The sequence below is a fragment of the Haloarcula japonica DSM 6131 genome (genome assembly GCF_000336635.1).
Taxonomy (GTDB): Archaea; Halobacteriota; Halobacteria; order Halobacteriales; family Haloarculaceae; genus Haloarcula; species Haloarcula japonica.
Map to the genome: position 1 here is coordinate 35,517 of NZ_AOLY01000035.1, position 24,943 is coordinate 60,459.

18 protein-coding genes are annotated in these 24,943 nt (G+C 62.8%); 13 read left to right on the plus strand and 5 right to left on the minus strand.

Going from position 1 to position 24,943, the window contains the following annotated elements:
- Positions 1-2: 2 nt before the first annotated feature.
- Positions 3-1,895 (minus strand): methyl-accepting chemotaxis protein, encoded by a 1,893-nt coding sequence (locus C444_RS09940; RefSeq protein ID WP_004592640.1) that lies wholly within the window; start codon positions 1,893-1,895, stop codon positions 3-5.
- A 390-nt stretch (positions 1,896-2,285) separates the two neighbouring features.
- On the opposite strand from C444_RS09940, the gene C444_RS09945 reads away from it, so the two are divergent.
- The 10 genes from C444_RS09945 (at position 2,286) to C444_RS09990 (ending at position 16,567) form a co-directional block, all read left to right on the plus strand.
- On the plus strand, positions 2,286-3,941 hold the full coding sequence (locus C444_RS09945) for a tRNA uridine(34) 5-carboxymethylaminomethyl modification radical SAM/GNAT enzyme Elp3 (RefSeq protein WP_004592641.1): 1,656 nt from the start codon (positions 2,286-2,288) through the stop codon (positions 3,939-3,941).
- 388 nt (positions 3,942-4,329) lie between these two features.
- Entirely contained in the window at positions 4,330-7,380 is a 3,051-nt protein-coding gene (locus C444_RS09950; protein WP_004592642.1) for a CARDB domain-containing protein, read from the plus strand.
- 109 nt (positions 7,381-7,489) lie between these two features.
- A complete protein-coding gene (locus C444_RS09955) occupies positions 7,490-8,746 on the plus strand; it encodes a hypothetical protein (protein ID WP_004592643.1) in 1,257 nt (418 codons plus the stop codon).
- A gap of 70 nt (positions 8,747-8,816) precedes the next feature.
- Positions 8,817-9,851: an NAD(P)/FAD-dependent oxidoreductase gene (locus tag C444_RS09960; RefSeq protein ID WP_004592644.1), complete on the plus strand. Its 1,035-nt coding sequence runs from the start codon at positions 8,817-8,819 to the stop codon at positions 9,849-9,851.
- A gap of 36 nt (positions 9,852-9,887) precedes the next feature.
- Positions 9,888-12,041 (plus strand): ribosome rescue protein RqcH, encoded by a 2,154-nt coding sequence (gene rqcH / locus C444_RS09965; RefSeq protein ID WP_004592645.1) that lies wholly within the window; start codon positions 9,888-9,890, stop codon positions 12,039-12,041.
- 45 nt (positions 12,042-12,086) lie between these two features.
- Positions 12,087-13,103: an AIR synthase family protein gene (locus C444_RS09970; protein ID WP_004592646.1), complete on the plus strand. Its 1,017-nt coding sequence runs from the start codon at positions 12,087-12,089 to the stop codon at positions 13,101-13,103.
- Complete coding sequence (locus tag C444_RS09975) at positions 13,103-13,285, plus strand: hypothetical protein (RefSeq protein WP_004592647.1); 183 nt, start codon at positions 13,103-13,105, stop codon at positions 13,283-13,285. Before C444_RS09970 ends, C444_RS09975 begins: the two co-directional genes overlap by 1 nt.
- A gap of 126 nt (positions 13,286-13,411) precedes the next feature.
- Complete coding sequence (locus C444_RS09980; RefSeq protein WP_004592648.1) at positions 13,412-14,131, plus strand: DUF4013 domain-containing protein; 720 nt, start codon at positions 13,412-13,414, stop codon at positions 14,129-14,131.
- 91 nt (positions 14,132-14,222) lie between these two features.
- Complete coding sequence (locus tag C444_RS09985) at positions 14,223-15,290, plus strand: mRNA surveillance protein pelota (protein ID WP_004592649.1); 1,068 nt, start codon at positions 14,223-14,225, stop codon at positions 15,288-15,290.
- 119 nt (positions 15,291-15,409) lie between these two features.
- A complete protein-coding gene (locus C444_RS09990; RefSeq protein ID WP_004592650.1) occupies positions 15,410-16,567 on the plus strand; it encodes a sensor histidine kinase in 1,158 nt (385 codons plus the stop codon).
- Here the strand turns inward: C444_RS09990 and C444_RS09995 are convergent.
- The gene (locus C444_RS09995; protein WP_004592651.1) at positions 16,564-17,316 is read right to left on the minus strand and encodes an MBL fold metallo-hydrolase; all 753 of its coding nucleotides are present in this window, start codon (positions 17,314-17,316) and stop codon (positions 16,564-16,566) included. The genes C444_RS09990 and C444_RS09995 overlap by 4 nt on opposite strands.
- A 282-nt stretch (positions 17,317-17,598) precedes the next feature.
- On the opposite strand from C444_RS09995, the gene C444_RS10000 reads away from it, so the two are divergent.
- On the plus strand, positions 17,599-18,213 hold the full coding sequence (locus C444_RS10000) for a class I SAM-dependent methyltransferase (protein WP_004592652.1): 615 nt from the start codon (positions 17,599-17,601) through the stop codon (positions 18,211-18,213).
- A gap of 23 nt (positions 18,214-18,236) precedes the next feature.
- Here C444_RS10000 and C444_RS10005 read toward each other — a convergent pair whose 3' ends face one another.
- Both C444_RS10005 and C444_RS10010 read right to left on the minus strand, forming a co-directional pair.
- Complete coding sequence (locus C444_RS10005; RefSeq protein ID WP_004592653.1) at positions 18,237-19,064, minus strand: ArsR/SmtB family transcription factor; 828 nt, start codon at positions 19,062-19,064, stop codon at positions 18,237-18,239.
- A 148-nt stretch (positions 19,065-19,212) separates the two neighbouring features.
- Complete coding sequence (locus C444_RS10010) at positions 19,213-20,088, minus strand: dihydrodipicolinate synthase family protein (protein WP_004592654.1); 876 nt, start codon at positions 20,086-20,088, stop codon at positions 19,213-19,215.
- A 97-nt stretch (positions 20,089-20,185) separates the two neighbouring features.
- On the opposite strand from C444_RS10010, the gene C444_RS10015 reads away from it, so the two are divergent.
- Together C444_RS10015 and C444_RS10020 are read left to right on the plus strand one after the other, a co-directional pair.
- The gene (locus tag C444_RS10015) at positions 20,186-22,936 is read left to right on the plus strand and encodes an ATP-dependent helicase (protein WP_004592655.1); all 2,751 of its coding nucleotides are present in this window, start codon (positions 20,186-20,188) and stop codon (positions 22,934-22,936) included.
- A gap of 97 nt (positions 22,937-23,033) precedes the next feature.
- Positions 23,034-23,675, plus strand: a complete 642-nt coding sequence (locus C444_RS10020) for a beta-class carbonic anhydrase (RefSeq protein WP_004592656.1) — start codon at positions 23,034-23,036, stop codon at positions 23,673-23,675.
- 73 nt (positions 23,676-23,748) lie between these two features.
- Here the strand turns inward: C444_RS10020 and C444_RS10025 are convergent, their stop codons facing one another.
- Positions 23,749-24,816 carry a hypothetical protein gene (locus C444_RS10025; RefSeq protein ID WP_004592657.1) on the minus strand — a complete coding sequence of 356 codons (1,068 nt, stop codon included), beginning with the start codon at positions 24,814-24,816 and terminating at the stop codon, positions 23,749-23,751.
- Positions 24,817-24,943 lie beyond the last annotated feature (127 nt).

Genomic DNA, 24,943 nt, shown 5'->3' on the forward strand with positions numbered 1-24,943 from the left:
TCTTACCGGCTGCCGACGTCGAATTCCGACAGCATCGTCTGGAGCCGCTCGGACTGCTTGGCGAGCGATTCGATGCTGGCGCTGACCTGCGACATGGATGCGGCCTGTTCCTCTGCGGTCGCGGAGGCGGTTTCGGTCTCCGCGGCGGTCGCCTCGCTGATGTCCACGGCTTCCTCGACCATCGACACCGCTTCCTCGGTCGTGGCGGCCTGGTCGTCGGTCGTGTCGCTGATCTCCTGAATCCCGTTGTCAGTCGCCTCTGCGTTCTCTGCCACTTGCGTGAACGTGTCGACGACTTCTTCGACGGCTTCGGTACTCTCCTGCATGTCCTGCTTTGCTCCCCGTGCCTCTGTGACTGTGGTTTCTGTCTGGGCCTGTGTCTCTTGGATGAGCTGTTCGATTTCAGTCGCCGAGGCCTGGGTTTCCTCGGCCAACTGCTTGACCTCGTCCGCGACGACCGCGAACCCGTCACCACCCGACCCGTTTCCGGCCCGTGCAGCCTCGATATTGGCATTCAGGGCCAGCATGTTCGTCTGCTCGGCGATGTCGCCGATGAGATCGACGATCTCGCCGATCTCTGCCATCTTCTCGTCCAGTCGCTCTACGTTTTCGACCGTCGAGTCGATGGCGGTCTGAACCTCACGGGAGCCCGCTATCGCTTCCTGTGCCGTCTCTTCCCCGTCGTCCGCGATCTCGGCTGTCTCGCGGGACCGCTCTGCGACGGTTTCGGCGGAGGCGGCGACCTCTTCGACGGTCGCCGAGAGATCGGTCATCTCGCCGGAGACGGTTTCAAGCATCTCCCGCTGTTCGGCTGCCCCGCTGGCGATGCCCTGAATCGATTCGCTCATGTCTTCGCTAGCCCCCGTTGCCTCGTTGGCACCGGCCGTGGCCTGGTCGCTCGTCGACGCGACCTCCTGCGAGAACGTCTGTATCTCTTCCATCGCCGACTCCGTCTCCGTCATCATCTTGTTGAACGACTCGGCGATCTGTGCCATCGCATCGCTCTCGCTGTCGGGGTCGATCCGGACTGTGAGGTCGCCGTCGGCCGCCTGGGACATCGCCGCGCTGTACGCGTCGGCCGTGGTTTCAAGGTAGTCGTTGAACTCTTCGACCTCCCGCTGTCGGGCCTCGGCCTCGGCTTTGGCCTCCTCGGCCTCGGCGATGGTCCGTTCCATTTCGGCTTTCTTCTCCTCCAGGTTTTCGACCTCTTGGGTCTTCGATTTAGCCTGTTGGAGTTGTTCTTCTGCCGCTTCGCGGGAGCGTTCGGTCGAGGCCCAGTGGGCCATCAGCGCCGCAGCTAACATGAGGACGAACGCCGCGTGGATGAACGCCCACGCCCACGGGTTGTTGATCGCCGCCGAGTGGTTGTACACCCGGCTCGGGTCTATCATGCCGAAAATCCCGTGCTGGACGGAGACGTAGCCGATACCGAGGAAAAACGGCAGCCAGTCTTCGTAGACGGCAACGACGGCCATCACGACGAAAAAGTGGAAGTGGGCCTCGATGTACCCACCGGAGAAGTGGACAAGGAACCCGGATGTCGTGACCAGTCCCATCGTCGCCAGCGCGGTCCGCGTTCGCCGACCGAACCACGGCAATCTCGCTAAGACCGCGAGGCCGACGACGACCCCGACCTCTGCGAGAACGTGGAGCGTGTCGATCTCGGGAAGCGTCGCGCCCGTGACAAGCGATTCGGTTCCCGAATACAGCCCAAGCGCCAGCAGGAACGGCACGTGCGCAAGCAGCAGAATGAGGATATTGCGGTGTCGGCCTCGCCATGTCTCGTCGGGGATCGTATCGCCACTCGGAATGTATGCGATGAACTCTTGGAATCGTTCCGTCGGCGTCAGTTCCCGGGAGCGAGTTTGTGCAGACCCACTGGTCGTGTCTGGCATATACTCACAGTCGAGGAGAGCAACGACTAAAAGACTCCCCTGGCAGTATCATTCGAAATAACGGGGTACAGCGTCTGAAAGCGGATTTCAACGTCTTAGGAGTTGTTTCCAGACCCTTCACTCACTGCCAACTGCTCCTCAGGTCCCGCTATGTATCAGTCGCTGAGACAGACCTGGCTGCCTTCTTGGCACCGTAGTACGCCCATTCCGCACTGTAACAGAACACACAGCCGCGGAAGGTCGGCCGGTCGAGGCTCCTAGTGTCGTCCGTTTCACCGCTCATACTCTGACTTGGTGTGACAACACAATGAACCCCACGGCTACCCCTGTCGCTGACGATACCCGAGCGACACGCTTATTCGGCCGAGACGCCGATTTCGCACAACGCCGATGAGCACGGAGACGCCGGACCCAGACGAGACAGAGACCTTCCAGCAGGTGTGTGCGGAGCTGGTCGACCGGATTCTCGCAGGCGAGGTCGAGCGCGACGACGTCGAATCAGCCAAGATCGACGTCTGTCGGGAGTACTCCGCGCCGAAAGTGCCGAAAAACTCCGAACTGCTCGATTACGCGCCACAGGAGCACCGCGAAGTGCTGGAGGAGGTCCTCCAGCGCAAACCGGTTCGGACCGCCTCAGGTGTGTCCCCTATCGCGATCATGACCTCGCCCGAGCGGTGTCCCCACGGGAAGTGCCTGTACTGTCCCGGCGGTCCCGACTCGGAGTTCTCCTCCGCCCAGTCCTATACTGGTCACGAGCCCGCGGCCGCACGTGGCGAGCAGAACGACTACGACCCGTACGGTCAGGTGACCCTCCGGCTCAACCAACTGCGAGAGATCGGCCATCCCGTCGACAAGGCCGAGCTCATCGTGATGGGCGGGACGATGACGGCCCGGAGCCACGACTATCAGGAGTGGTTCGTCAAGCGGGCTCTGGAGGCGATGAACGACTTCGACGTGGACGGAGAGCCGACGCCCGCAGAGGACGTGAGCTTCGCCGAGGACGACTACGAGTTCCGCTATCTGGAGGACGTCATCGCGGAGAACGAAACCGCCGACGTCCGCAACGTCGCCACGACGTTCGAAACGAAGCCGGACTGGTGTGACCCCGAACAGATCGACCGGATGCTCGACCTCGGTGGGACGAAAGTCGAGGTGGGCGTCCAGACGACCTTCGAGCGGATCAACCGCGAGATGCACCGCGGCCACGGCGTCCAGGCCTCCATTGACGCGAACCGCCGACTCCGCGACTCGGGGTTCAAGGTCGGGTTCCACATGATGCCGGGCCAGCCTGGGATGTCAAAGGAGATGTGTCTGGAGGACTTCCGGCGCATCTTCGATGAGACGGACTGGCGGCCGGACTACCTGAAGATATACCCGACGTTGATCGTCGAAGGTACTGTCACCTACGACTGGTGGCGCAAAGACGAGTTCGACCCGTTAGACAACGACGAGGCCGCCGAATTAGTCGCCGAAATCAAAGACATGATTCCCCGCTACACCCGCCTCCAGCGCGTCCAGCGGGACATCCCGGCGGACTTCATCGAGGGCGGTGTCTGGAAGTCGAACCTCCGCCAGCTCGCCTGGCAGCGCATGGAAGAACACGGCTGGACGTGTGACTGTATCCGCTGTCGTGAGGCCGGACATAGCGACGATGAGGCCGAGAACATCGAACTCGACGTGATGACCTACGAGGCCTGTGGCGGCACGGAACATTTCATCTCCTTCGAAGACTTCGAGAACGACGTCCTCGTCGGCTTCTGTCGACTCCGGTTCCCCAACGATCCGGTCCGCCGGGAGCTACAGGACGCCGCAATCGTGCGCGAACTCCACGTCTACGGCAACGCCGTCGGTGTCGGCCAGGAGGGCGACGACGGGGACCACCAGCACAAAGGCTACGGCAAGCAACTGCTGGAAAAAGCCGAAACACTGGCAAGGGACGCCGGCTACCCGAAACTGGCCGTCATTTCCGGTATCGGCGTCCGGCAGTACTACCGGGAGAAGCTGGGGTACAAGCAGGACGGGCCGTACGTGAGTAAGCGTCTCTGATAGCTTCCCGATCTGATTTCTCCCTTTGTCATCCCCAGGTATGTGACTGAGCGTCCTGTCGATAGATCATAGCTACAGAACTACGCTGTTGTGTGTCTGGCTAGCTGAGAGGTACCTTCATCGCGCGGCAGAAGTCAATCGACGACGGAAAGAACGGCCGCCGTTTGAGGCACTATATGTATACCGACATACCAGCCCTGTGGTCCGGGCGCGCTGAACAGGCCATTACCTGTAATGTTGTGGTTCACTCCTTATCAGACTAGAACTGGCGGTAGCGGCCGGTAGACGCGATAATAGGACCTTACTTGGCGATTCGTTCCCGCTAACTAATTACCATACTGTCATCGGCCAACCCATGGGTAAGATTACGGGCCTGTGGCTATCAGCGATGACGCTACTGGCTGTGGTTGCGGTGTCGACGACCCCGATGTTTGGGCCGGGCGTCGCGGCTGCGTCCAATCACGAGACAGAGACGATCGAGGGACCCGATATCGAGATACAGGACGCCGGACTGATTGACAAACGGGTCGATACGGGGCAGATGAAGACGCCCGAGCCCGAGCTGTGGGTCACCTTCGAGAACTCGGGCGATACGGCCGGAGACGCCACGATCACCGTCGAAGTTGGCGGGCGGGAGGTGACGGTCATCGGCCCCGACGAAGCGACGGTTGCGTCGGATGAGTCGAAAAACGTGACCACGACGTACGTGCTGGAGACTAGTGACGGTGGCTACATCGAAAACGGGGAACACGAGGTGACGGTCAACGGTGAACCAGCGGGCACGCTGGTCGTCGGCGAACCGAATATCACCGTTACGGACCACTCTTGGAATACGACGACCGTCAGTGAGGGTGGAGCCGTCGAACTGACTGTCACCGCGGAGAATACGGGCACTGTCTCCGGACAGCGAGACATCTTCACCAGCGTTGACGGGACATCCGCCGGCGGGGTGTCATTCAACCTCCAGCCGGACGAATCAGGGACAGAGAAATACGTACACACGTTCGACGAGACCGGTGAGTTCGAGTTCGGTACTGCCGGGGAGACGCAAACTATCACGGTCGGTGAGCCACCGAGTTTTGCGGTGACAGAGCGCAAGCTCAATAGATCTACGGTCAACGTTGGCGAAGCTGTTGAGATAACTGCTACCGTAACGAACACCGGCGACCGGGAAGGGAGCTTTGAGGTGCCGTTCACCGTCGATGGCAAAACCGAGGTAACAAGAGAGGTGACGCTGGACGGTGGTGATTCGACGACGGTGTCGTACATCCGCTCATTCGACAATAGCGGTAATCGAAGTATCTCGATAAACGATGTGGCTGCCGGGACACTCACTGTCGAAGCAGAGACCGGGGGCGGGGCTGGCCCACCGGACATCAAGGTACGTGATACCGGACTGATCGACAAGCGAGTCAATACGGCGGAGATGCAAACGCCCCAACCCGAGGTTTGGATCACCTTCGAGAACACGGGTGGCACCGCCGGGACTGTTCCGATTACCGTCGAAGTTGGCGGGCGGGAGGTGACGGTTATCAGTTCAACAGAGGTAACCGTCGAGTCAGGTGAACGAAACGTGACCTCGACCTACGTGTTAGAGACCGATGACGGGGGCTACATCGACGACGGGGAACACGAGGTGACTGTCAACGGTAACTCCGCCGGCACGCTGGTCGTTGGTAAGCCGAATATCACCGTCACGGACTACTCGTGGAACCGGACGACGGTCACCGAAGGCGGTGCCGTCGAACTGACTGTCACCGCAGAGAACACTGGGGCTGTGTCCGGTCATCGAGATATTTTCACCTACGTCGACGACAGGTCTGTCGATGCAGTGTCCTTTAGTCTTGGACCGGGTGAGTCCGGGACGGACACATACGTCCACACCTTTGAGCAAACTGGAACCCGTCAATTCTCTGTCGGAGATGCGAGCAAGACGATTACGGTCGAGGGGGTGAACGAAACCGAGGCTGCCACCGGTGAAAACGGGACTGGAACTGAAACAGCTACGGATGCCCAGTCTGCGACGTTCGAGGTGCGCGACGTAAAACTGAGCAATCAGTCCGTCGAAGCCGGCGAGTCAGTGGACGTGACGGCGACCGTGGAAAACGTCGGGACTGAGAGCGGGAACTACACCGCGGCGCTCACAGAGAGCAATCAGACGCTCAAGTCCAAAACTATCGGTCCGATTGCCGGTGGTGAAACAGTAACTGTCTCCTTCAGTATCTCCTTCGACAACGAGGGCATCCGCTCGCTCGCTATTGGTAACGCCGCCGCTGAAACACTCGCTGTCGAAGCCGAAAGCAGTAGTGACGGCGGTGGCGGCGGTAATGGAGGCGGAGGCGACGGAGGCGGTGGTGGTGGAGGCGGTGGTGGTGGAGGCGGTGGTGGTGGAGGCGGTGGAGGCGGCGGATTCGACTTCGATGACAACTCAGACGAGGCCGACAACGGCGGCGGCGCAGAGGCTCCCGCCATCTCACAGTCCCAGATCGACAACGGAGTCACTGTCCGAGTGACTGCCGACGCCGCGAACTCGACGGTCTCCCAGTCGCTGAACCGCTCCGGTCCGTCCGAGACCGCGCCGGCGTTCACCCTCTCTGCACTCTCACTCAACGTGACCAACGAAAGTGATGGGTTCAACGCGACGATGCTCGGCCCGCACGCCACGCCGAACGACATGACCGAAGTTCAGGAAGACGGTGTGCGTGGGTACGTGACTGTCACTTCCGGTGCAAACGCGTCCGACATCAGCCGGGCGACCTACACCCTGCGGCTCAACGAGTCCGCGCTTCCGACCAACGGCTCGATGGACGGCGTCCGGGTGTTCCAGTACCACAACGGGTCTTGGGGGCAGCTACCCAGTACCGCCAACGCGACGAATATGTCTATCCAGGCGTCATCGTCCAATCTATCGACCATCGCTGTCGTTTCCCCGGTCGCTAATGCGTCCACTCCGACGACGACAGCCAGCCCCTCGAATACGAATGTATCGACTCCGATGCCCGCAGAACTCACCGTTTCTGATGCGTCCCTGATGGCTGACTGGGTCCGGGCCGGCTTCAACACATCGGCGCGAGCGACAGTCGAGAATCCGACCGACGAAACCGTCGAGCAGACGCTTACGGTCACTGTCGATGGCGATCCGGTCACTTATCGGACCGTTCGACTCAATGCCGGCGAACAAACTACTGTGACGATGGAGTTCGAGGCTGTCGACGGTGAAGTCGCGGTCAACGGCGTCAGTGCCGGTGACCTCCGTGTCGGCTCGGACACTGCACAGAGTACAGGCGGGTCCGGGACTGATGGGACTGGTGAGAGCGGCGGTGGCGCGGAGCCAGCCGCCGAAACGGTCGCAGCGTCCGGCCCGGGATTCACCGTCCAGCTAGTCGCACTTGTGCTGGCGCTAATCGCCGGTCTCGTCCGAGTCCGTCGACAAATGTAGGGCTCCAGTGGACGGAGACTTTCCGTCTCTCCTGTTTCAGCGTTGGAAGGGCGACCTTACCGACGTTTTGGTTGCTGCGTAACTAATCGTTTACTCACGTACACCCTGTATGAGCGAGGCCAGAACACTCTGTACTGTTGTCGCTGTCGTTTTTGCCATCGCTGTCTTCGCGTCCGTCTTCGCCGTCGGCAGCGTGGTCGCTTCCGACGCCAGTCCACAGCGCGACTCAGACGCCACAGCAAGCACACCCGGAACCACGGTTCCATCTGTTCTCGAACGCCACACAGGGATACTACTCGGGCAGGTCAACGAGACCGACACACAGGATGACGGTGAGCAGACCGAAGAAGAAACGGAGGAGACAGAAGAACCGACCGAGACTGAAGAATCCACAGAAACGGAGGAGACAGAAGAAGCGACTGAGACAGAGGAACCCACAGAAACTGAAGAGACAGAGGGACCGACCGAGACGGAAGAACCCACAGAAACCGAAGAGACGGAAGAACCGACCGAGACCGAAGAGCCCACAGAAACTGAGGAGACAGAAGAACCGACTGAAACGGAAGAACCCACAGAAACTGAAGAGACAGAAGAACCGACTGAAACGGAAGAACCCACAGAAACTGAAGAGACAGAAGAACCGACCGAAACTGAAGAACCAACCGAGAACGGAACCCAGGAGGAAACCGATGCAGATGACGGCGCTGACCGAAACGATTCAGACAATTCAGACGACCCAGACGACGACTCCGATGACTCGGACGATTCAGGCGACGACTCCGATAGCTCGAATGGGTCGGACGACGAGGAGAACACGACTACCCGGAACGAAACCGCGGGCGGCGGTGCGCCTGCTGACAACACGACAGGTAGCGAGAACGGAACCATCGGGTTCGGGACGGAAACTGAAACGGGCACCGACGGGGCACCCACCCCCGGCGGCCAGGGCAGCGCCGATGTCCGGATTTCGGACGCGTCCCTGTCGGCTGACTGGGTCCGGGCCGGGTTCAATACGACCGTGCGAACGACAGTAACGAACACCCGTTCGCGGCCGGTCAACGAGACGCTGAGTGTGACGGTCGACGGCGAACCCGTAGCAACGGATCGGGTGGCGCTTGACCCAGGAGAAGAGACGGTCGTCGAGACCGAGTTCGAGGCAGTCAACGGAACGGTACGGGTCAACGGTGAGACGGCGGGCTCGCTCAGAGTCGAAAACCAATCCGTTCCGGTCACTGACGGCGACGAACAGGCGACGACTGCGGCACAGGGACCTGGGTTCTCACTCCGTCAAGTGGGTGTCGGTGTTGCGATACTCGCCGTCATCTACTGGACGCGCCGGGGCTTTCGACGCCAGCGGGACCGCTGAATGGACCACGGGCGGGCGGTCCGAACTGGTTGTGTGGTGGATTTTTACTCGTACCGTCCGACTGGCAAGTATGTCTCGTAACCTCGCAGTCGTCGGTGCCGGTGGTGCCGGTGCGGCGGCAGCGTATGCGCTCCGCGACACGGACGTCGACGTAACAGTGTTCGAGAAGAGTCGCGGCGTCTGCGGGCGCGCCGCGACCCGTCGGCACGGCGACTGCACGTACGAGTACGGCGCGAACTATCTCAAGGCCGACGACGACCGGGTGACCGAACTGGTCACGGAGACGCTGCCGACCGAGGGGCTCGTGGACATCGACGACCCGATCTACGCCTTCGACGCGACCGGTGAGATCGACCCCGGCCGGAACGCGGACGAACACAAATGGACGTACGAAACGGGCATTACACAGCTCGCGAAGCGGCTGTTCGCCGAGACAGACGCCGAGGTAGAGAACGGCGTGCGGGTCGAGCGTCTGGAGCGACAGCAGGACGGGTGGCTGCTTCAGGACGACAACGGCGCAGACCTCGGGCATTTCGACGCCGCCCTGCTGACACCGCCGGCTCCGCAGACGGCTGACCTGCTGGGGCAGTCGCGGTGGGATCACGACGACTGTCGCGAGCTCCGGCAGGAAATCGCCGCCGTCCCGTATCGGACCGTTATCGCCGGCGTGTTGCACTACCCCTTCGAACTCGACGTGCCGTGGTACGCCGCGGTCAACAGCGACAAGGACCACGATATCGGCTGGATCGGCCGCGAAGAGTGTAAAGACGGCCACGTTCCCGACGGCGAGTCCCTGTTGCTGGTCCAGATGAACGAGCCGTGGTCGATTGCGAACTACGACGAACACCCCGACACGCTTATCGACGACATCGCAACGCGGACGGCGCGACTGTTGGACGACGACCGGCTGGCCGACCCCGACTGGACCGACCACCAGCACTGGCGCTACTCTCAGCCCGAGGGCGAGGTCGACCACGACCTGCTGTCGTGTGCGGCCGAGCACGACCTGCACTTCGCTGGCGACTGGGTGGCTGGCGAGGGGCGACTCCACGCGGCGCTACGGAACGGACTGGAGACGGGCGAGGCAATCGCCGACAGCAGGTAACGGAACGCCTTTGGGTGCCCGCCGACAGCCACCGACATGGACCACAAGCGGGAACTGACGAGCGTCGACCTCGCCGCCCTAGAGGGTGAACTCGCCGGCTACGAGGGCGCGAAGCTCGACAAGGCGTACCTCTACCCCGAGGACGACCTCGTCAGACTGAAGCTCCGGGACTTCGACCGCGGGCGCGTCGAGTTCCTCATCGAGGTCGGTGACGTCAAGCGCGCCCACGTTGCCGACCAGAGCCACGTCCCCGACGCGCCGGGTCGGCCGCCGGATTTCGCGATGATGCTCCGGAACCGGCTGTCGGGCGCTGACCTCGTCCGCGTCGAACAGTTCGAGTTCGACCGCATCATCGAACTGGAGTTCGACCGCGAGGACGCGTCGACGACCATCGTCGCAGAACTGTTCGGTGACGGCAACGTCGCCGTGCTGGACGAATACGGCGAGGTCATCGACTGTCTGGAGACGGTGCGGCTCAAATCCCGGACCGTCGCACCGGGGACGCCCTACGAGTTCCCCTCGGCGCGGTTTAATCCGATGACTGTCGACTACGACGGCTTCGTCGCCCGCATCAAGGAATCTGATGCCGACCTCGTGCGGACGCTAGCGACGCAACTGAACTTCGGCGGTCTCTACGGCGAGGAACTGTGTACCCGCGCCGGCATCGACTACAACGTTGCCGTCGATGACCTCGAGGAGTCCGATTTCGAGCGGCTGTACGAACTCATCGACGAGATGGGGACGCGCCTGCGTGAGGGGAACGTCGACCCGCGGGTGTACTACGAGACGCTCGACGATGATGACGGTGCAGACAGTGGAGAAGCCGATGATGGCCCAGACCGCCGACGGGTCGACGTGACTCCGATTCCGCTGTCGGAGTACGAGGAACTCTACAGCGAGTCCTTCACGGAGTTTAATTCCGCGCTGGACGACTACTTCTTCAATTTCCAGCGGGAGGAGGAAGTCGAGGGCGGTGAGACACAGCGCCCGGACTTCGAGGCCGAGATCGAGAAACAGAAACGCATCATCCAGCAGCAGGAGCAGGCTATCGAGGACTTCGAAGCTGACGCCGAGGTCGAGCGGGAGAAGGCCGAACTGCTGTACGCGAATTACGACCTCGTCGACGACGTACTCTCGACGGTTCAGGCCGCTCGTGAGGACGACGTGTCCTGGGACGACATCGAGGCGAAGTTCGACGAGGGAGCCGACCGCGGCATCGCGGCCGCCGAGGCGGTCGTCTCGCTCGACGGGAGCGAGGGGACGGTGACCCTCGACATCGACGGGACGCGCGTCACAGTGGACGCATTCACCGGCGTCGAGAAGAACGCCGACGAACTGTACAAGGAGGCCAAACGCATCGAGGAGAAGAAAGAGGGCGCGCTCGCCGCCATCGAGAACACGCGCGAGGACCTCGAAGAAGTCAAGGAGCGACGTGACGAGTGGGAGGCCGACGACGGTGACGACGAGACCGACGAGGACCAGAGCGAGGACGAACCGACCGACTGGCTCTCGATGCAGTCCGTTCCGACCCGGTCGACCGAACACTGGTACGAGCAGTTCCGATGGTTCCACACGTCGGACGGCTTCCTCGTCATTGGCGGCCGCGACGCAGACGACAACGAGGAACTCGTCCAGAAGTATCTGGAAGGCGGTGACAAGTTCTTCCACGCGCAGGCTCATGGCGGTCCGGTCACGGTCCTCAAGGCTACCGGTCCCAGCGAACCGTCCAAAGAGGTGGAGTTCCCGCAGGCCTCGCTGGATCAGGCCGCCCAGTTCGCGGTTTCGTATTCCTCGGTCTGGAAGGACGGGAAGTTCGCCGGCGATGTGTACATGGTCGACCCCGATCAGGTGTCGAAGACGCCCGAAAGCGGCGAGTATCTGGAGAAAGGCGGCTTCGCCATCCGCGGTGACCGAACGTACTTCGAGTCCACGCCGGTCGGCGTCGCCGTCGGCATCACCTGCGACGACGAGACGCGGGTCATCGGTGGCCCACCCGCGGCTATCGAGGGACAGGCCGCGACCAGCATCACTGTCGAACCGGGACAGTTCGCGCAGAACGACATCGCCAAGCGCCTGTACCGGGAGTTCAGGTCCCGCTTCGCCGACGAGTCGTTCGTCCGCAAGGTCGCCAGTCCGGACCAGATACAGGAGTTCCTGCCGCCCGGCGGCAGCCGAATGTCTGAGGACTGATCATGTCGGGTCAGAGGGAACACCGCACCGGAGGTGACCGACTGCATGAGTGACCTCGGAAAGATCGACCGCGAGGTGTTTGATAGCGTCATCTACCCGGAACTCGGCGCGGACCGCGACGACGTGACGCTGGGGCCGACTCACGGCATCGACTTCGGCGTCATCGACGTTGGCGGCGACGCCCTCGTCACAGCCACCGACCCGCTGTCGGTCCTCCCCGATTTAGGATTCGAGCGGGCCGGTCGGTTTGCACTCGACGTGGTACTGGCCGACGTGGCCGTCTCCGGTATCCCGCCATCGCACCTGTCGGTGACGTTCACCCTCCCGCCAGCGATGACCGACGACGAACTGGCGGCGATGTGGCACGGCTTCGCTGGGCGGGCGGAGGAAGTGGGCGTGAGTATCGTCACCGGTCACACCGCTCGCTACGCCGGTGTCGACTACTCCTGGGTCGGCGGCGCGACGGTGCTTGGCGTCGGCTCTCACGATGACATCGTCCGGCCGGACGGCGCGCGTCCGGGTGACAAACTGGTCGTCGGTACCGGCCCCGGGGCCGAAGTCACGGGGTTGTTCGCGAACCTTTTCCCGGAGCAGATCGGCCTGTCGCCCGAGTGTATCGCTACCGCACAGGAGCGACTGGCCGACACCGCGCTCGGCGAGGATGCTATGGCCGCGGCAAACGCCGGCGGCGTGACGGCGATGCACGACGCCACAGAGGGCGGCATCACCGGCGCGCTCATCGAGATGGCCGATGGTGCGGGCGTCCGCTTTGACGTGGACAGCGACGCGATGCCGGTCGCCGATGGCGTCGAGAGTCTCTGTAACGCGCTCGATATCGACCCCTGGCACGTCAGCAGTTGCGGGACGCTTCTAGCCGCTGTTGACCCTGCGAGCGCTGATGACGTTGTCGACGCGCTCCGGGACCGCGGGACGCCGGCCGCCGTCGTCGGCGAGGTGACCGACGGCGAGGGCCTGTACGTCGACGGCGCTCGGCAGTCACACCCTGGCGCGGACCCCTCGTGGGAAGCGTTCGCGGAGTTACAGGCGGCTGCCGACACGTAGTGACACTGCTCGCCGGTGTCGTCATCGGTGTCCTGAACGCCGTCGTCATCGGCGCAGTGCTGGTCCCCTTCGTGACGTTCTACGCGAACGTGGCAGGGACCTACGCGGTCGGGACCGCGGTCCGGAATATGCCCGTCGTCGAGACCGGTGACGAAACGCCTGACGCCCAGCCTGCAGCCTGAGTCAGTCCTTCGGTTCGACGTTTTTCCATACCACTGGAGCGCCCGGGTTTATGCCATTGGTTCGACAACACTGATCCGTAACTGGGGTTCCGGGACCGTCCGGATCCACATCGTTACGGAGTCTCCATGTTAGAAGACGCACTCCGATACCCCTGGACCGGCGAGCAGAAAGTCGAGACTATCCTTATCGGTGGCGTGTTGACCCTGCTGGGCGTATTTTTTATTCCGGCGTTGTTCATGTACGGGTATCTCGTCCGTGTCATCCGAGCAGTGAGTGCTGGCGACGACGAAGTGCCGCCGGTGTTTGACGACTGGGGCGACCTGTTCATTGAGGGCGTGGTCGCGTTTTTGATTTCGCTGGTGTACTCACTCGTCCCGCTGGTAGTCATCGGCCTCGCAATTGCCTCGTTCGTTCTGCCTGCCTCCGTGGTCACGACAACCGGTGGTGAGCCAGCGCCGGGGCTTTCCATCATCGGCCTCCTCCTCGCGCTCGTCGTCGTCACTGTCACCGTTGTGGGCTCGCTCGGGGCGGTGTATCTCCTCCCCGCGGCCGTGGCTGCGTACGCAGTTACCGGACGTGTCGGAGCGGCGTTCTCGCCTGGTACGCTACGCGCGATTGGCGGGTCACAGACGTATGCCGTCGCGTGGCTGGTGGCCGTCGCTATCGCTATCGGTGCGCAGGTGGTCGGCGGGCTTGCCTCCGTCACCGTTGTCGGCGCGGTCCTGATACCGTTCCTTTCGTTTTACGGCAACGTCGCCGGTGCATACGCCATTGGAACCGCCGTCAGAGAGGTGCCAGCCCTCGCAAGCGAGTCCGGGACGCCAACCGCAGGCTCTGTCGCCTGAGTGGCTCGGTACACCCGGTCGGAACCAGCTGCTTGCCATAGCGGCGGGTCGAATGGCAGAACACTTGTGTCCATGAAGCGGACGCTTCAGTATGCAGATACAGAGTCAGGAGACCACCGCGGAAGGGGCGGAACGCATCGAGGTGGTCCCCGAGACGCTTGACGACCTCTGGCATCTCTCGTACGTTATCGAGCCGGGGGACCTCGTCTCCGGCGACACGACGCGGCGCATCCAGCGCAACGACGACAATCTCCGGGACAAGGGCGGCGAGCGCGAGCCGATGTGGATTCAGATCGAGGTCACCGACGTGGAGTTCGCGAAGTTCGCCAACCGCCTCCGCGTCGGCGGGGAAATCGTCGACTGCTCCCGCGAGGACCAGTTGGGCTTTCACCACACGCTCAATGTCGAGGAACACACCGAACTCACCGTCGAGAAGCACCTCAAGCCCGATCAGGCCGACCGGCTGGAGGAGGCCGTCGAAGCGACGGAGAACCCTGACGTGGCGATTGCGACCGTGGAGGAAGGGGAGGCGCACGTCCACACCGTCGCCCAGTACGGCACCGAGGAGCGGGCGACGATCACCTCAACGACTGGGAAGGGGGAGTACGCCCGCCCGCGAAAGGAACTGTTCGACGAACTGGCGTCGGTCCTCAAACGCCAGGACGTGGACGCCTACATCCTCGCCGGTCCCGGCTTCACCAAACAGGACGCGCTGGATCACTTTCAGGACGAGATCCCCGATGTGGCCGAACAGATTACCGTCGTAGACACGTCCGCTGTCGGCGACCGCGGCGTTCACGAAGTGCTCAAACGCGGTGCTGTCGAGGACGTCCAACAGCAGACCCGTATCGCCGAGGAGGCGGACTACATCGACGAGCTGATGGAGCGTATCGGTTCAGGTTCGGAGGTGGCCTACGGCCCGGAGGAAGTCGCAAAAGCGGCCGACTACGGCGCTATCGAGACGCTACTCGTACTCGATGAGCGACTCCGACTGGAGCGAGCCGGCGAGGGCGACTGGGATATCGACGTCGACCAGATAATCGAAACGACAGAGCAGAAAGGCGGGGATGTGACTGTCTTCTCCGCGGAGTTCGCGCCCGGACAGCAACTCTCGAATCTCGGGGGCATCGCCGCGCTGCTGCGCTACCGACTCGATTGAGGCTGCATACCCACAATACATGTCTATCATCTCTCACTCTGTCGGTGAGTCCCCCGAAACCGTTTTTTGCCGCGCTCTCCATTGATACGTAGTTCCAATGTCTGCGAGGAGTCGGTGATATGTCGTTTGAAGAACAACAGGACTTCGCCAGACAGGTCGCCGACCTGAACAAGTACGGCCAAGCGCTCAATCGGTGCGAGTCCGTCGACGAAGTCGTCTCCCTCACGCTCGAAGCGATGTCACTGCTGTTTGAGTTCTCCTACTCTACGTTCGTCGAGGTGCGTGAGGATGACCTCCGCGTCGTCCACAGTACGAACCCGAATCTCGTTCAGGGCAAGCCACCGAGTGACCTGGCTCGACGGGCGCAGGAGGCCGGCGAGACGCTGGTCGAGCAGGGGTCTGATGCCGCTGTCGCGGCCGACTCGGACGTGACTGGTGCCTTGGCTGTCCCGGCCCGGATGGGTGATGAGGTGACTGCGGTGTTGGTCACGCGGTCACGGAGTGTCGAGGAGTTCGGGGACGAGTACGTCAGACCGATGGAGATCCTCGCGACCCACGCCGCGACGGCCATCTCCAATATCCGCTCCCGTGAACGGCTCGAACGGGCACACCGGGATCTGGAACGGCGAAAGGAGATGATCGAGATGTACGACCGACTGCTTCGCCACGACTTGGGCAACGACCTCCAGATCATCGCCGGGTTCGCCGATGTCGTCGCTGGACAGGTCGACGGCCAGACCGAAGAGTACGCCGGCAAGATCCAGCGCGCGGCTGAGAGCGCCGCCGACCTCATCCAGCGCGTCGGCGACCTCGTCTCGACGCTTGAGGCACAGGACAATCCGGAGCCACACGACCTCGAATCGGTCCTCGGGGCAACGGTGCGTGATGTCAGAGCCAACTACGGGTCACTGACTGTCGATTTTGCGCCGTCGGAGTTCGAGTATCAGGTGTACGGCGGCGACCTGCTCGACTCGGTGTTCACGAACATCATGTCCAACGCTGCGGTCCACAACGAGGGCGAGATCAATATGCGAGTGCACCCGGCGGACGTCAGTTCCGACGAGGTTACGATCTGTTTCGCCGACGACGGGGACGGTGTCTCGCCGGACCTGCGCGAGGATATCTTCGAGATGGGTGTGAAGGGACAGGAGAGTTCGGGGACCGGTTTCGGCCTGGGGTTCGTTCGGGCACTGACCGAGTCCTACGGCGGCAGCGTCAGCGTCGGCGAGAGCGACGACGGCGGGGCCGAGTTCCGCGTCACACTCGAACGCGTTTAGCTGACCATTATCGTCAGGCCGTCTTCGGCGAACTGCACATCGCCATCGTAGCCCTCTGCTATCGACTCTAGCATCTCCTCGTGTCGCCCCTCGGTGTGTGGATACAGGTGCGTGAGATACACGCGCCCGACCTCGGCGTTGGCATCGCTGAGGGTCCGTCCGAGCGTTTCTGGCGTCGGATGGTTCGACACGTCAACCTCGTCCGGGAACGAGCAGTCGTGAACGAGTACAGCCGACCCGTCGGCGAACTCGATGAGGTCCGTGAACGCCTCTGAGTCCGCGCCAAACGTTATTGCTGGACCGTCATCGACGGAAAGCCGGTACGCGAAACACTGCATCGAGTGGCGCGTTTCACAGGTGTCGCCGCTGAACCCAGCCAGCTCGAACGGGCCGCCGTCGAGGTCTCTGAGTGTCAGGTCCAGCCGGTCCTGCATGTAGTCGTGTGTTTCGAGCAGGTCACGAACCAGGTTGCTCGTCCCCGGCGGGCCAGCTATCGTGAGGGCCGTCTCACCGGCCAGCCAGCGGGCCTTCATTAGCACGTCGAGGTCGGAGACGTGGTCCAGATGATGATGGGTCAGCAAGACGGTGTCGACACCTTCGTATCCCGCGTCTGTTCGGGCCAGCGAGTGCAACACGCCGCTACCACAGTCGACGAGCAGCCGGTTCCCGTCGCGTTCCAGCAGATAGCCGGACTGCATTCGAGAGCCGGTGGGCATGGCGCTGCCGGTGCCAAGAAACGTGAGACGCATATCGGACGACAGCGAGCGAACGGACAAAGGGTTGGTGTCTGGGGAATACGTCGGCAGGGGAACCACCAGGGAGCGTCAGCGGAGTGAGGGCGGTGGCCGTCGGCGGGGACGGGGTCAGGGCGGTCGTGTGGGAAGGTCACCCGACGACGGCGCAGTTCATGCTACGGACGGGGATAGCAAAAGCCCACCTGTGGCTCAAAACGCGTTTTAAGCGAACCCGAACCGCGACAAAACCGCGAAACGGAGCGGGGGACACTTGTGCGAGCACGACGAGGAGTGAGTATGAAGAAATCACTCGACGAACACGCCGAGCGGTTCTCCGAACACGCCGATGCCTACGACGAAGACCAGGATTCAGCGGCGTATCGCGCCTGCGTCGACTTCGTTGTCGAGCACGCGGCCCCCAAAAGCGACGACGTGGTGCTCGATCTCGGCACGGGCACCGGAGCTATCGCGTTCGCGCTCGCGCCCGACGCACGGGAGGTTATCGGCCGCGACATCAGCGACGGAATGCTGGAGAAAGCCCAAGAGAAAGCGAAAGAGCGCGGCGTCGAGAACGTTTCTTTCGGCGACGGTCGCTTCCGCGCCCCGAACGTCGACGGCTCGGTGGACATCGTCACGTCGAACTTCGCCATGCACCACCTCGGTGACGGCGAGAAACGCGAAGCTATCGACACCATCGCCGATCTGGGGCCGCGACGAATCGTCCTCGGGGACGTGATGCTGTTCGGCGACGACGATCCCGATGCACCGTTTTACAGCCCCGAAGTCGACGACCCGGCGACGGTCGGCGTCCTAGCGGACGCCTTCACCGACGCCGGCTACGCACTGACGGCTGTCGAGATGGTCACCGAACAGGCCGGCGTGTTAGTCGCTGAACGGACCGACTCGGACTGAAGCGACTGGACCGCTAAACCGGCTTAGCGGTAGTTCCTGTACGTCCAGAACGAGACGTATAGCGTCAGGACCAGCAGCCCGCCAAGGAAGAAGGCCACACCGGGCTCGATATGGAAGCCGCCACTGGCCGCGGCGTCGGTCGTTAGTTGCCGTGCCTCCTCGGTCATTGCTGCGACCGGGGTGTCAGCCTCCGGAGCCGGAGTGCTTCTCGGGGCCTGCGTGGCCTCTGGTGTCTCCGTCGCCTCGGCTATCTGGAACCCGCCGTCGTCCGACGCCGTCGAGGTCGGTGTCGATTCGACCGTCGCGGCTGTCTGGTTCGCTGTGTCCAGACTCTCGGCGTCCCCGCCGCCCTGAGCACCGTCACCGGCGGTTCCCGCATCGCCGCCGGCCTCCGAGCTCCCGAACTGTATCGGGAACTGCCCGAGCAGGAGTTGCAGCATGACGCTGGCCGCGGTGAGGATACCGATAACAGGCAGGACGCGGCGGACGAGCGACCGGAGCGACCGCTTTCGCTCCTGGGTCCCGACGAACAGCACCAGCGGGTCCTCCGGTGGTTCGTACACCTTCATTTCCTGCCCTTTCTCGGAGTACTGGACCCCGGCGACGGTGATCAGCTCCTCGTCTTCCAGTTTCTCTAGGTGATACGAGACCTTCTGTATCGACATATCGAGTCGGTCGGCCAGCTCGGAAGGCGTTCCCGGCTCGTCGTAGACGGTGTTGAGAATCTCTCTGGCCGTTTCCGAAGAGAGTGCATCGAGTACGGCTGAGACGTCTTCGTCGACCCCGACGACCTGTAGCTCCCCGTCCTGTGAGGTGCTTGCGTCGGGACCGCGGGAGGGCAGCAACGACATATATTGCGTTCACTGCCGCCCAGCGTAATGAATCTCGTGGAACCTCACAGGGCCATTTGAGTTTCAGAGCGCGCTCTCGAAGACGGCAGACCAGACACACCGTCCGAGACAGCAGTGTGATCGCTATCAGAGCAGCGCGGTTCGGTGGTCACTCCAGCATCCCGGTCACGGATTCCACTGCGTCCGACGGGAGCGAGGCCCGGGGCGGTCGCACTGTCGCGTGGTCGATGATGCCGCGGTCGGCGAGCAACGCCTTCACGGTAGGCGCAAACCCGTACTCGGCACAGGCCTCCGAGAGTGGTGAGAGGACGTCCCGCTGGACTGCTCTGGCCTGTTCGATATCACCGCTGGCGACGGCGGTGCCCGCCCGTGCTAACTCGCCGAACAGCAGGTGCGAGAGCGCGCTGACGCCGCCGTCGCCGCCAAGAACGAGCGACGGGACGAACAGGCCGTCGTGGCCCTGGTAGACGGTGAAGTCCTCGGGCGTCTGATTCATGACCGCGGTGACGTACGGGAGATCGCCCGAGGAGTCCTTGAGCCCCGCGACGGCGTCGGACTGGGCGAGCGCAGCGACGGTCTCGACGGATAGCTCCTGTCCGACAGCCCCGGGGATGTTGTAAAGGTAGACGGGCAGCGGCGCGTCGGCCAGCACCGTGTCGAAGAACGCCTCATTGCCCGCTCCGCTGGCCTGCCCGCCGTAGTACGGCGGCACGACAAGCGTGCTGTCCGCGCCCTGGTCGTCGGCGAACGCCATCCGCTCGTGGACGGTCGCAACGTCGGTTGCGGCCGTCCCGACCATGACGCGGCAGTCGTCGGGCGCTGTCTCCGTCGCGGCTCTGACGACGGTCCGGTACTCCTGGGGCGACAGCGTCTCGAACTCACCGGTCGTCCCGCAGGGAACGATACCGTCGACGCCGGCCGCCGATACGTGCCGGACCAGTGATTCCAAGCCGGCGATATCGAGGTCGCCATCGGCGTCGAACGGCGTCACCAGCGGCGTCAATACATCGAAGGAGTCGGCCATGCCACAGGCCAGACGTGGCGGTCGCTTAGGCGTTTTCCCCGTCGATATGGCGGAACCCACTTGCCGTGGCGGCCCTACTGGTCGGTAAGAGCCGACAATGGGAGGACGCGAGCGTCTCGCAGCCACCGACCCGGACTTCGACCCGGAGGCGGTCGACATCGACGACGCCCAGGTGCTGGACCGCCTCGCGCCCGTCGTCCAGGAGTGGTGGGTCGAGCAGTTCGGCGAGTTCGTCCCCGGCAACGGGGGCTTCTTCACGCCGCCACAGAAGGAGGCTATCCCGCTCATCCACGAGCGCGAGAACGCCCTCATCTGTGCGCCGACGGGGAGCGGCAAGACCCTCGCGTCCTTCACCGGTATCATCAACGAACTGTTCGGGAAGGCCCGCGAGGACGAACTGGAGAACTCCGTCTACTGCCTGTACGTCTCGCCGCTGAAGTCGCTGGCCAACGACATCCACCGGAACCTCGAACAGCCCCTCAACGGCATCACGTCGAAGCTTGACGAGCGCGGCGAGGACGTGGAAATCCGCCACGCCATCCGCCACGGCGACACGAGTGACAGTGAGCGCCAAGCGATGCTAGAGACGACGCCCCACATTCTCAACACGACGCCAGAGACCCTGGCGATCCTGCTGAACTCCCCGAAATTTAAAAAGAAGCTCGAAACCATCGAGTACGTCATCGTCGACGAGATCCACAGCCTCGCCGAGAACAAGCGCGGGACGCACCTCTCCGTGTCGTTGGAGCGCTTAGAGGAGATGGTCGAGGAACCGCCGACGCGCATCGGCTGTTCAGCGACCGTCGAGCCGCTGGACACCGTCGCCGAGTTCCTAGTGGGTCGCGAGGAGCCCGGCGGCGACCCACGGGACTACGAAATCGTGGACACCCGCTTCGCCCGCGATTTCGACATGGAGCTGTCCTGTCCGGCGGATGACCTCATCAACACACCGCGGGATATCATCACCGAGCGGTTCTACAAGCAACTCCACGACCACATCCAGTCCCATACCAACACGCTCGTGTTCACGAACACCCGCTCGGGAGCAGAGCGCGTCCTCCACAACCTCCGCGAGAAGTTCGACGACTACGACGAGTCGAACTCCGGCTGTCACCACGGCTCGCTCTCGAAGGAGAAGCGCCGCGACATCGAGGAGTCGCTGAAGGCGGGGTCACTCGATGTGGTGACGACCTCGACGAGCCTGGAACTTGGCATCGATATGCCCCACATCGACCTCGTGGTGCAGGTCGGTTCGCCCAAATCCGTGGCCGCGTTGCTGCAGCGTATCGGCCGCGCCGGCCACCAGCTCGGCGAGACCGTCGAGGGCCGCGTCATCGCGCTGGACCGCGACGAACTCGTGGAGTGTGCGGTGATGCTCGAAAAGGCAGAGCGGGGGTTCGTCGACCGCGTGTTCATTCCGGAGAATGCCCAGGATGTAGCCACTCAGCACGTCTACGGCATGGCTATCAACGACGTTCGCCCCGAGGTGACATTCAAGAACGTCCTCCGGCGGGCCTACCCCTATCGGAACTACGACGACGAAGATTGGGAACAGCTGATGCGGTACATGACCGCCGACTACCCGGGTATGGAGGACAAGAACGTCTACGCGAAAATCTGGCGGGACACCAACGACGCGCCCGACGGCGAGCATCACTACGAGGATTTCGACGTGGGCGAGCACCTCATCGGCAAGCGCGGCCGGCTCGCGCGGGTCATCTACATGACCAATATCGGAACGATTCCGGACTCCTTTACGTGTGATGTGGTCACCCGGAGCGACGATAGCTGGGTCGGCCAACTGGACGAGTCGTATCTGGACACGCTAGAGAAAGGCGACGTGTTCGTGCTGGGCGGGGACAACTTCGAGTACCGCTACCGCCGCGGGTCGAAGGTGTACGTCGACCGGACCGCCGCGCGCCCGACGGTGCCGTCGTGGTTCTCCGAGCGCCTCCCGCTGTCGTATGACCTCGGCCGCGAAATTCTGGAATTTCAGGGGCAACTGCTTGACCGGCTGGCCGACGGCGGGATGTCCGAAGTCCGAAACTGGCTCCGGGAGTTCCCCATCGACGAGAACAGCGTTCGAGCTATCGCGCGGATGTTCCGCGAACAGGTGGCCTATGCCGGCTCCGATAGCGTCGCCACGACCGACCGCCTCGTCATCGAGGAGACGCTGGATCACGACGAGTACGAGCGCCACTACTACGTCCACTCGAACTACGGCCGGCGGTTCAACGACGGCTTTTCTCGGCTACTGGCGTATCACATCGCCCGGGAAGCAAGCGCGAACGTTCAGGTCGCCGTCGCCGACAACGGCTTCACGCTCTCGATGCCGCTGAACCGCAAGGTCGACATCGCGCGCATCGTCGACGATCTGGACCCGGAAACGGCCCGCGAGGACCTGCGGGCCAGTCTCGACGGGACCGACCTCCTCCAGCGATACTTCCGCATCAACGCTACGCGGTCGCTGATGATTCTCAAACGCTACAAGGGGTACGAGAAGTCCGCCAGCGAGCAGCAGGTCTCCTCGGAGATGCTGCTCGGATTCGCCGAGGACCTCGGCGACTTCGCCGTCGTCGAGGAGACCTACCGCGAGATTCTGGAGGATAAGCTCAACGTCGACGGCATCGAGACGGTCTTGCGTTCGATACGGGACGGCGATGTGGATGTGGTACGAACCCGAGTCGACTCGCCGTCCCCGCGTGCGTTCGGCCTCGCGACACTGATGGCCAGCGACGTGGTGCTCGCCGAGGACGAATCGGCCGTCTTACAGGAGTTCCACCAGCGAGTCCTGAGCGAAATCGAAGACGGGGATGCCGAGGGCAGTGCCGTCGCCACTGACGACTGAGCGGGTGGTACTGTTCGACTCGGATACCTGACTTCCACTCGCCGTACTGCCGGCGAGCAAGCAGTAAAGGCCACGGGGCACAAAGGCGTGTTCTGCAATGCCACATCACACACACGGGAGCGACGAAAGCGCGCACGAACACGACGAACCGGAAGCCGGCCACGTCCACGAATCGGTCGACGACGGCGTCGACGCGAGGGACGACTGGGCGCGTCGACGGCGCAAGGGCATCCCGACCGACAAGCAACTGCTGGTCGTCGCGTGTATGGACGAGCGAATTCCCGTTGAGGACGCTCTGGGCCTCTCACTCGGTGACGCTCAGATATACCGGAACGCCGGCGGCAAAGTAACAGACGACGTGATCCGCTCAGCCGCGCTGACAACACAGTACTTCGATACGACCGAAATTATCGTCGTCAACCACACTGACTGTGGGATGATGAGCGCGTCAGACGAGGACGTGGTCGAAGGGTTCGAGGCCGCGGTCGACGGCGATCTCGACGATATCGATCTGGACCCGGCACTGCCGGAGCTAAATATCGGTGACGCGTCAATCGCGGAGTGGGTCCGGATGACCGACGACATTGACGCGGCCTGTGCGGCACAGGTCGAGTACCTCGACAACCACGAGCTGATTCCCGACGACGTCACGGTGACAGGGTACGTCTACGAAGTCGAGAGCGGCCACCTCCGCCGACCCGGCGAGCGGGTCGCCGATCAGGTCAACGAGCGCGTGTAGTCCGCTACGGTCACCACCGGGTGGCTGAGACAGGACGGAACAGTATCGGGACAACCGTGCTGTCCTTGGCTGCCTACTGCTCGGCGACGACCGGGCAGTTGACCATCGCCGCGCTGGAGGCCAGGATGTCGGCGTCCTGGGCCGATTCGAGGTCCGAAACGCTGTCGAAGTCCGCGTTGTCGAAGATGTTGACCAGCCACAGCGGCGAGTAGCCGTCGTCACCCGGAACTGTCGCGGTGACGTTGTGCGTCTGGTCGCTCCCCTCTTCGGAGAGGAAACCGGACGGCGGGCCCCCGCCGTCCTCGTCGGGGTTCGCGTTGAAGCTCACGTAAATCGGGGAGAGCGGGACGGTACCGTCGGAAGACGATAGCGACGCCTCGCCGAACAGGAAGTACGGGACTACTTCGCCATCGTACCAGCCCTCGACCAAGTCGGCCGAACTGCTATCGGCACTGTGTCGTAGCTCCGCGGTTGACCCGTCGGGAACCACCGGGCAGTTCTTGATCGTCTCCGTCGGCTCGATGTCGTAACCCGCCTCCTGAATATGAGAAACGCTGGTGGCCGTGTTCGCTTCGTAGCCGTCGGGCACTGTCACTTTGTGGACTTGCCAGAAATCGTTGTACCCCTCGTCGCCGGGCACCACGTCGATGATGTTGAGTTGGTCCTCGACCGGGTCACCGTTTTCGTAAAACAGCGCGTAAATCGGGGCCGCCTCGGTCGGCTGGACGTCGAAATCGTAGTATTCGATAACGGTTCCGTCAGGTCCGTACCCCTGTGTCAGGAACTGCTCGTCGAAGTCGATCGGCTCGTCGGCGTCCGGAAGCGCGTCGTTTGCGCTGCGCTGGTGGAGCATCCCCGCGGCGTCGCTGAATCGGTCGACCGACGCCATCGGGGCGTCGCTGGGATCGGTGGGGCCCATATCGCCGTCCATCGATCCTTCGGTCATCTCTTCCCCCTCATCCATTGCGTCGCCGTCCGTCATCTCACTCTCGGTCATCCCACCGTCGGTCATCTCGCCCTCAGTCATTTCACCGTCTGTCCCGCCCCCGCCGTCACCGTCGCTGCCGCTACACCCTGCGAGTGCGAGTACAGTCCCGGTGCTTGCAAGCGTCGTGAGGAATCTGCGTCGAGTATCTGCCATATTCCGTCTGGACACGCGATGGATTACCTAAAGGGACTTTTTCGAACTCCGGATGAACTGTCCCCCGCGTTCGGGTCAAAACAGTTCCAATTTCGACCCGGAGCCAAACCGTTAATCCGCGGCCAGC

Excerpts from the sequence above, each read along its gene's own strand:
- C444_RS09940 (WP_004592640.1), bottom strand. The coding sequence starts at position 1,895 with ATGCCAGACACGACCAGTGGGTCTGCACAAACTCGCTCCCGGGAACTG.
- C444_RS09945 (WP_004592641.1), top strand. The coding sequence starts at position 2,286 with ATGAGCACGGAGACGCCGGACCCAGACGAGACAGAGACCTTCCAGCAG.
- C444_RS09950 (WP_004592642.1), top strand. The coding sequence starts at position 4,330 with ATGACGCTACTGGCTGTGGTTGCGGTGTCGACGACCCCGATGTTTGGG.
- C444_RS09955 (WP_004592643.1), top strand. The coding sequence starts at position 7,490 with ATGAGCGAGGCCAGAACACTCTGTACTGTTGTCGCTGTCGTTTTTGCC.
- C444_RS09960 (WP_004592644.1), top strand. The coding sequence starts at position 8,817 with ATGTCTCGTAACCTCGCAGTCGTCGGTGCCGGTGGTGCCGGTGCGGCG.
- rqcH (WP_004592645.1), top strand. The coding sequence starts at position 9,888 with ATGGACCACAAGCGGGAACTGACGAGCGTCGACCTCGCCGCCCTAGAG.
- C444_RS09970 (WP_004592646.1), top strand. The coding sequence starts at position 12,087 with ATGAGTGACCTCGGAAAGATCGACCGCGAGGTGTTTGATAGCGTCATC.
- C444_RS09980 (WP_004592648.1), top strand. The coding sequence starts at position 13,412 with ATGTTAGAAGACGCACTCCGATACCCCTGGACCGGCGAGCAGAAAGTC.
- C444_RS09985 (WP_004592649.1), top strand. The coding sequence starts at position 14,223 with ATGCAGATACAGAGTCAGGAGACCACCGCGGAAGGGGCGGAACGCATC.
- C444_RS09990 (WP_004592650.1), top strand. The coding sequence starts at position 15,410 with ATGTCGTTTGAAGAACAACAGGACTTCGCCAGACAGGTCGCCGACCTG.
- C444_RS09995 (WP_004592651.1), bottom strand. The coding sequence starts at position 17,316 with ATGCGTCTCACGTTTCTTGGCACCGGCAGCGCCATGCCCACCGGCTCT.
- C444_RS10000 (WP_004592652.1), top strand. The coding sequence starts at position 17,599 with ATGAAGAAATCACTCGACGAACACGCCGAGCGGTTCTCCGAACACGCC.
- C444_RS10005 (WP_004592653.1), bottom strand. The coding sequence starts at position 19,064 with ATGTCGTTGCTGCCCTCCCGCGGTCCCGACGCAAGCACCTCACAGGAC.
- C444_RS10010 (WP_004592654.1), bottom strand. The coding sequence starts at position 20,088 with ATGGCCGACTCCTTCGATGTATTGACGCCGCTGGTGACGCCGTTCGAC.
- C444_RS10015 (WP_004592655.1), top strand. The coding sequence starts at position 20,186 with ATGGGAGGACGCGAGCGTCTCGCAGCCACCGACCCGGACTTCGACCCG.
- C444_RS10020 (WP_004592656.1), top strand. The coding sequence starts at position 23,034 with ATGCCACATCACACACACGGGAGCGACGAAAGCGCGCACGAACACGAC.
- C444_RS10025 (WP_004592657.1), bottom strand. The coding sequence starts at position 24,816 with ATGGCAGATACTCGACGCAGATTCCTCACGACGCTTGCAAGCACCGGG.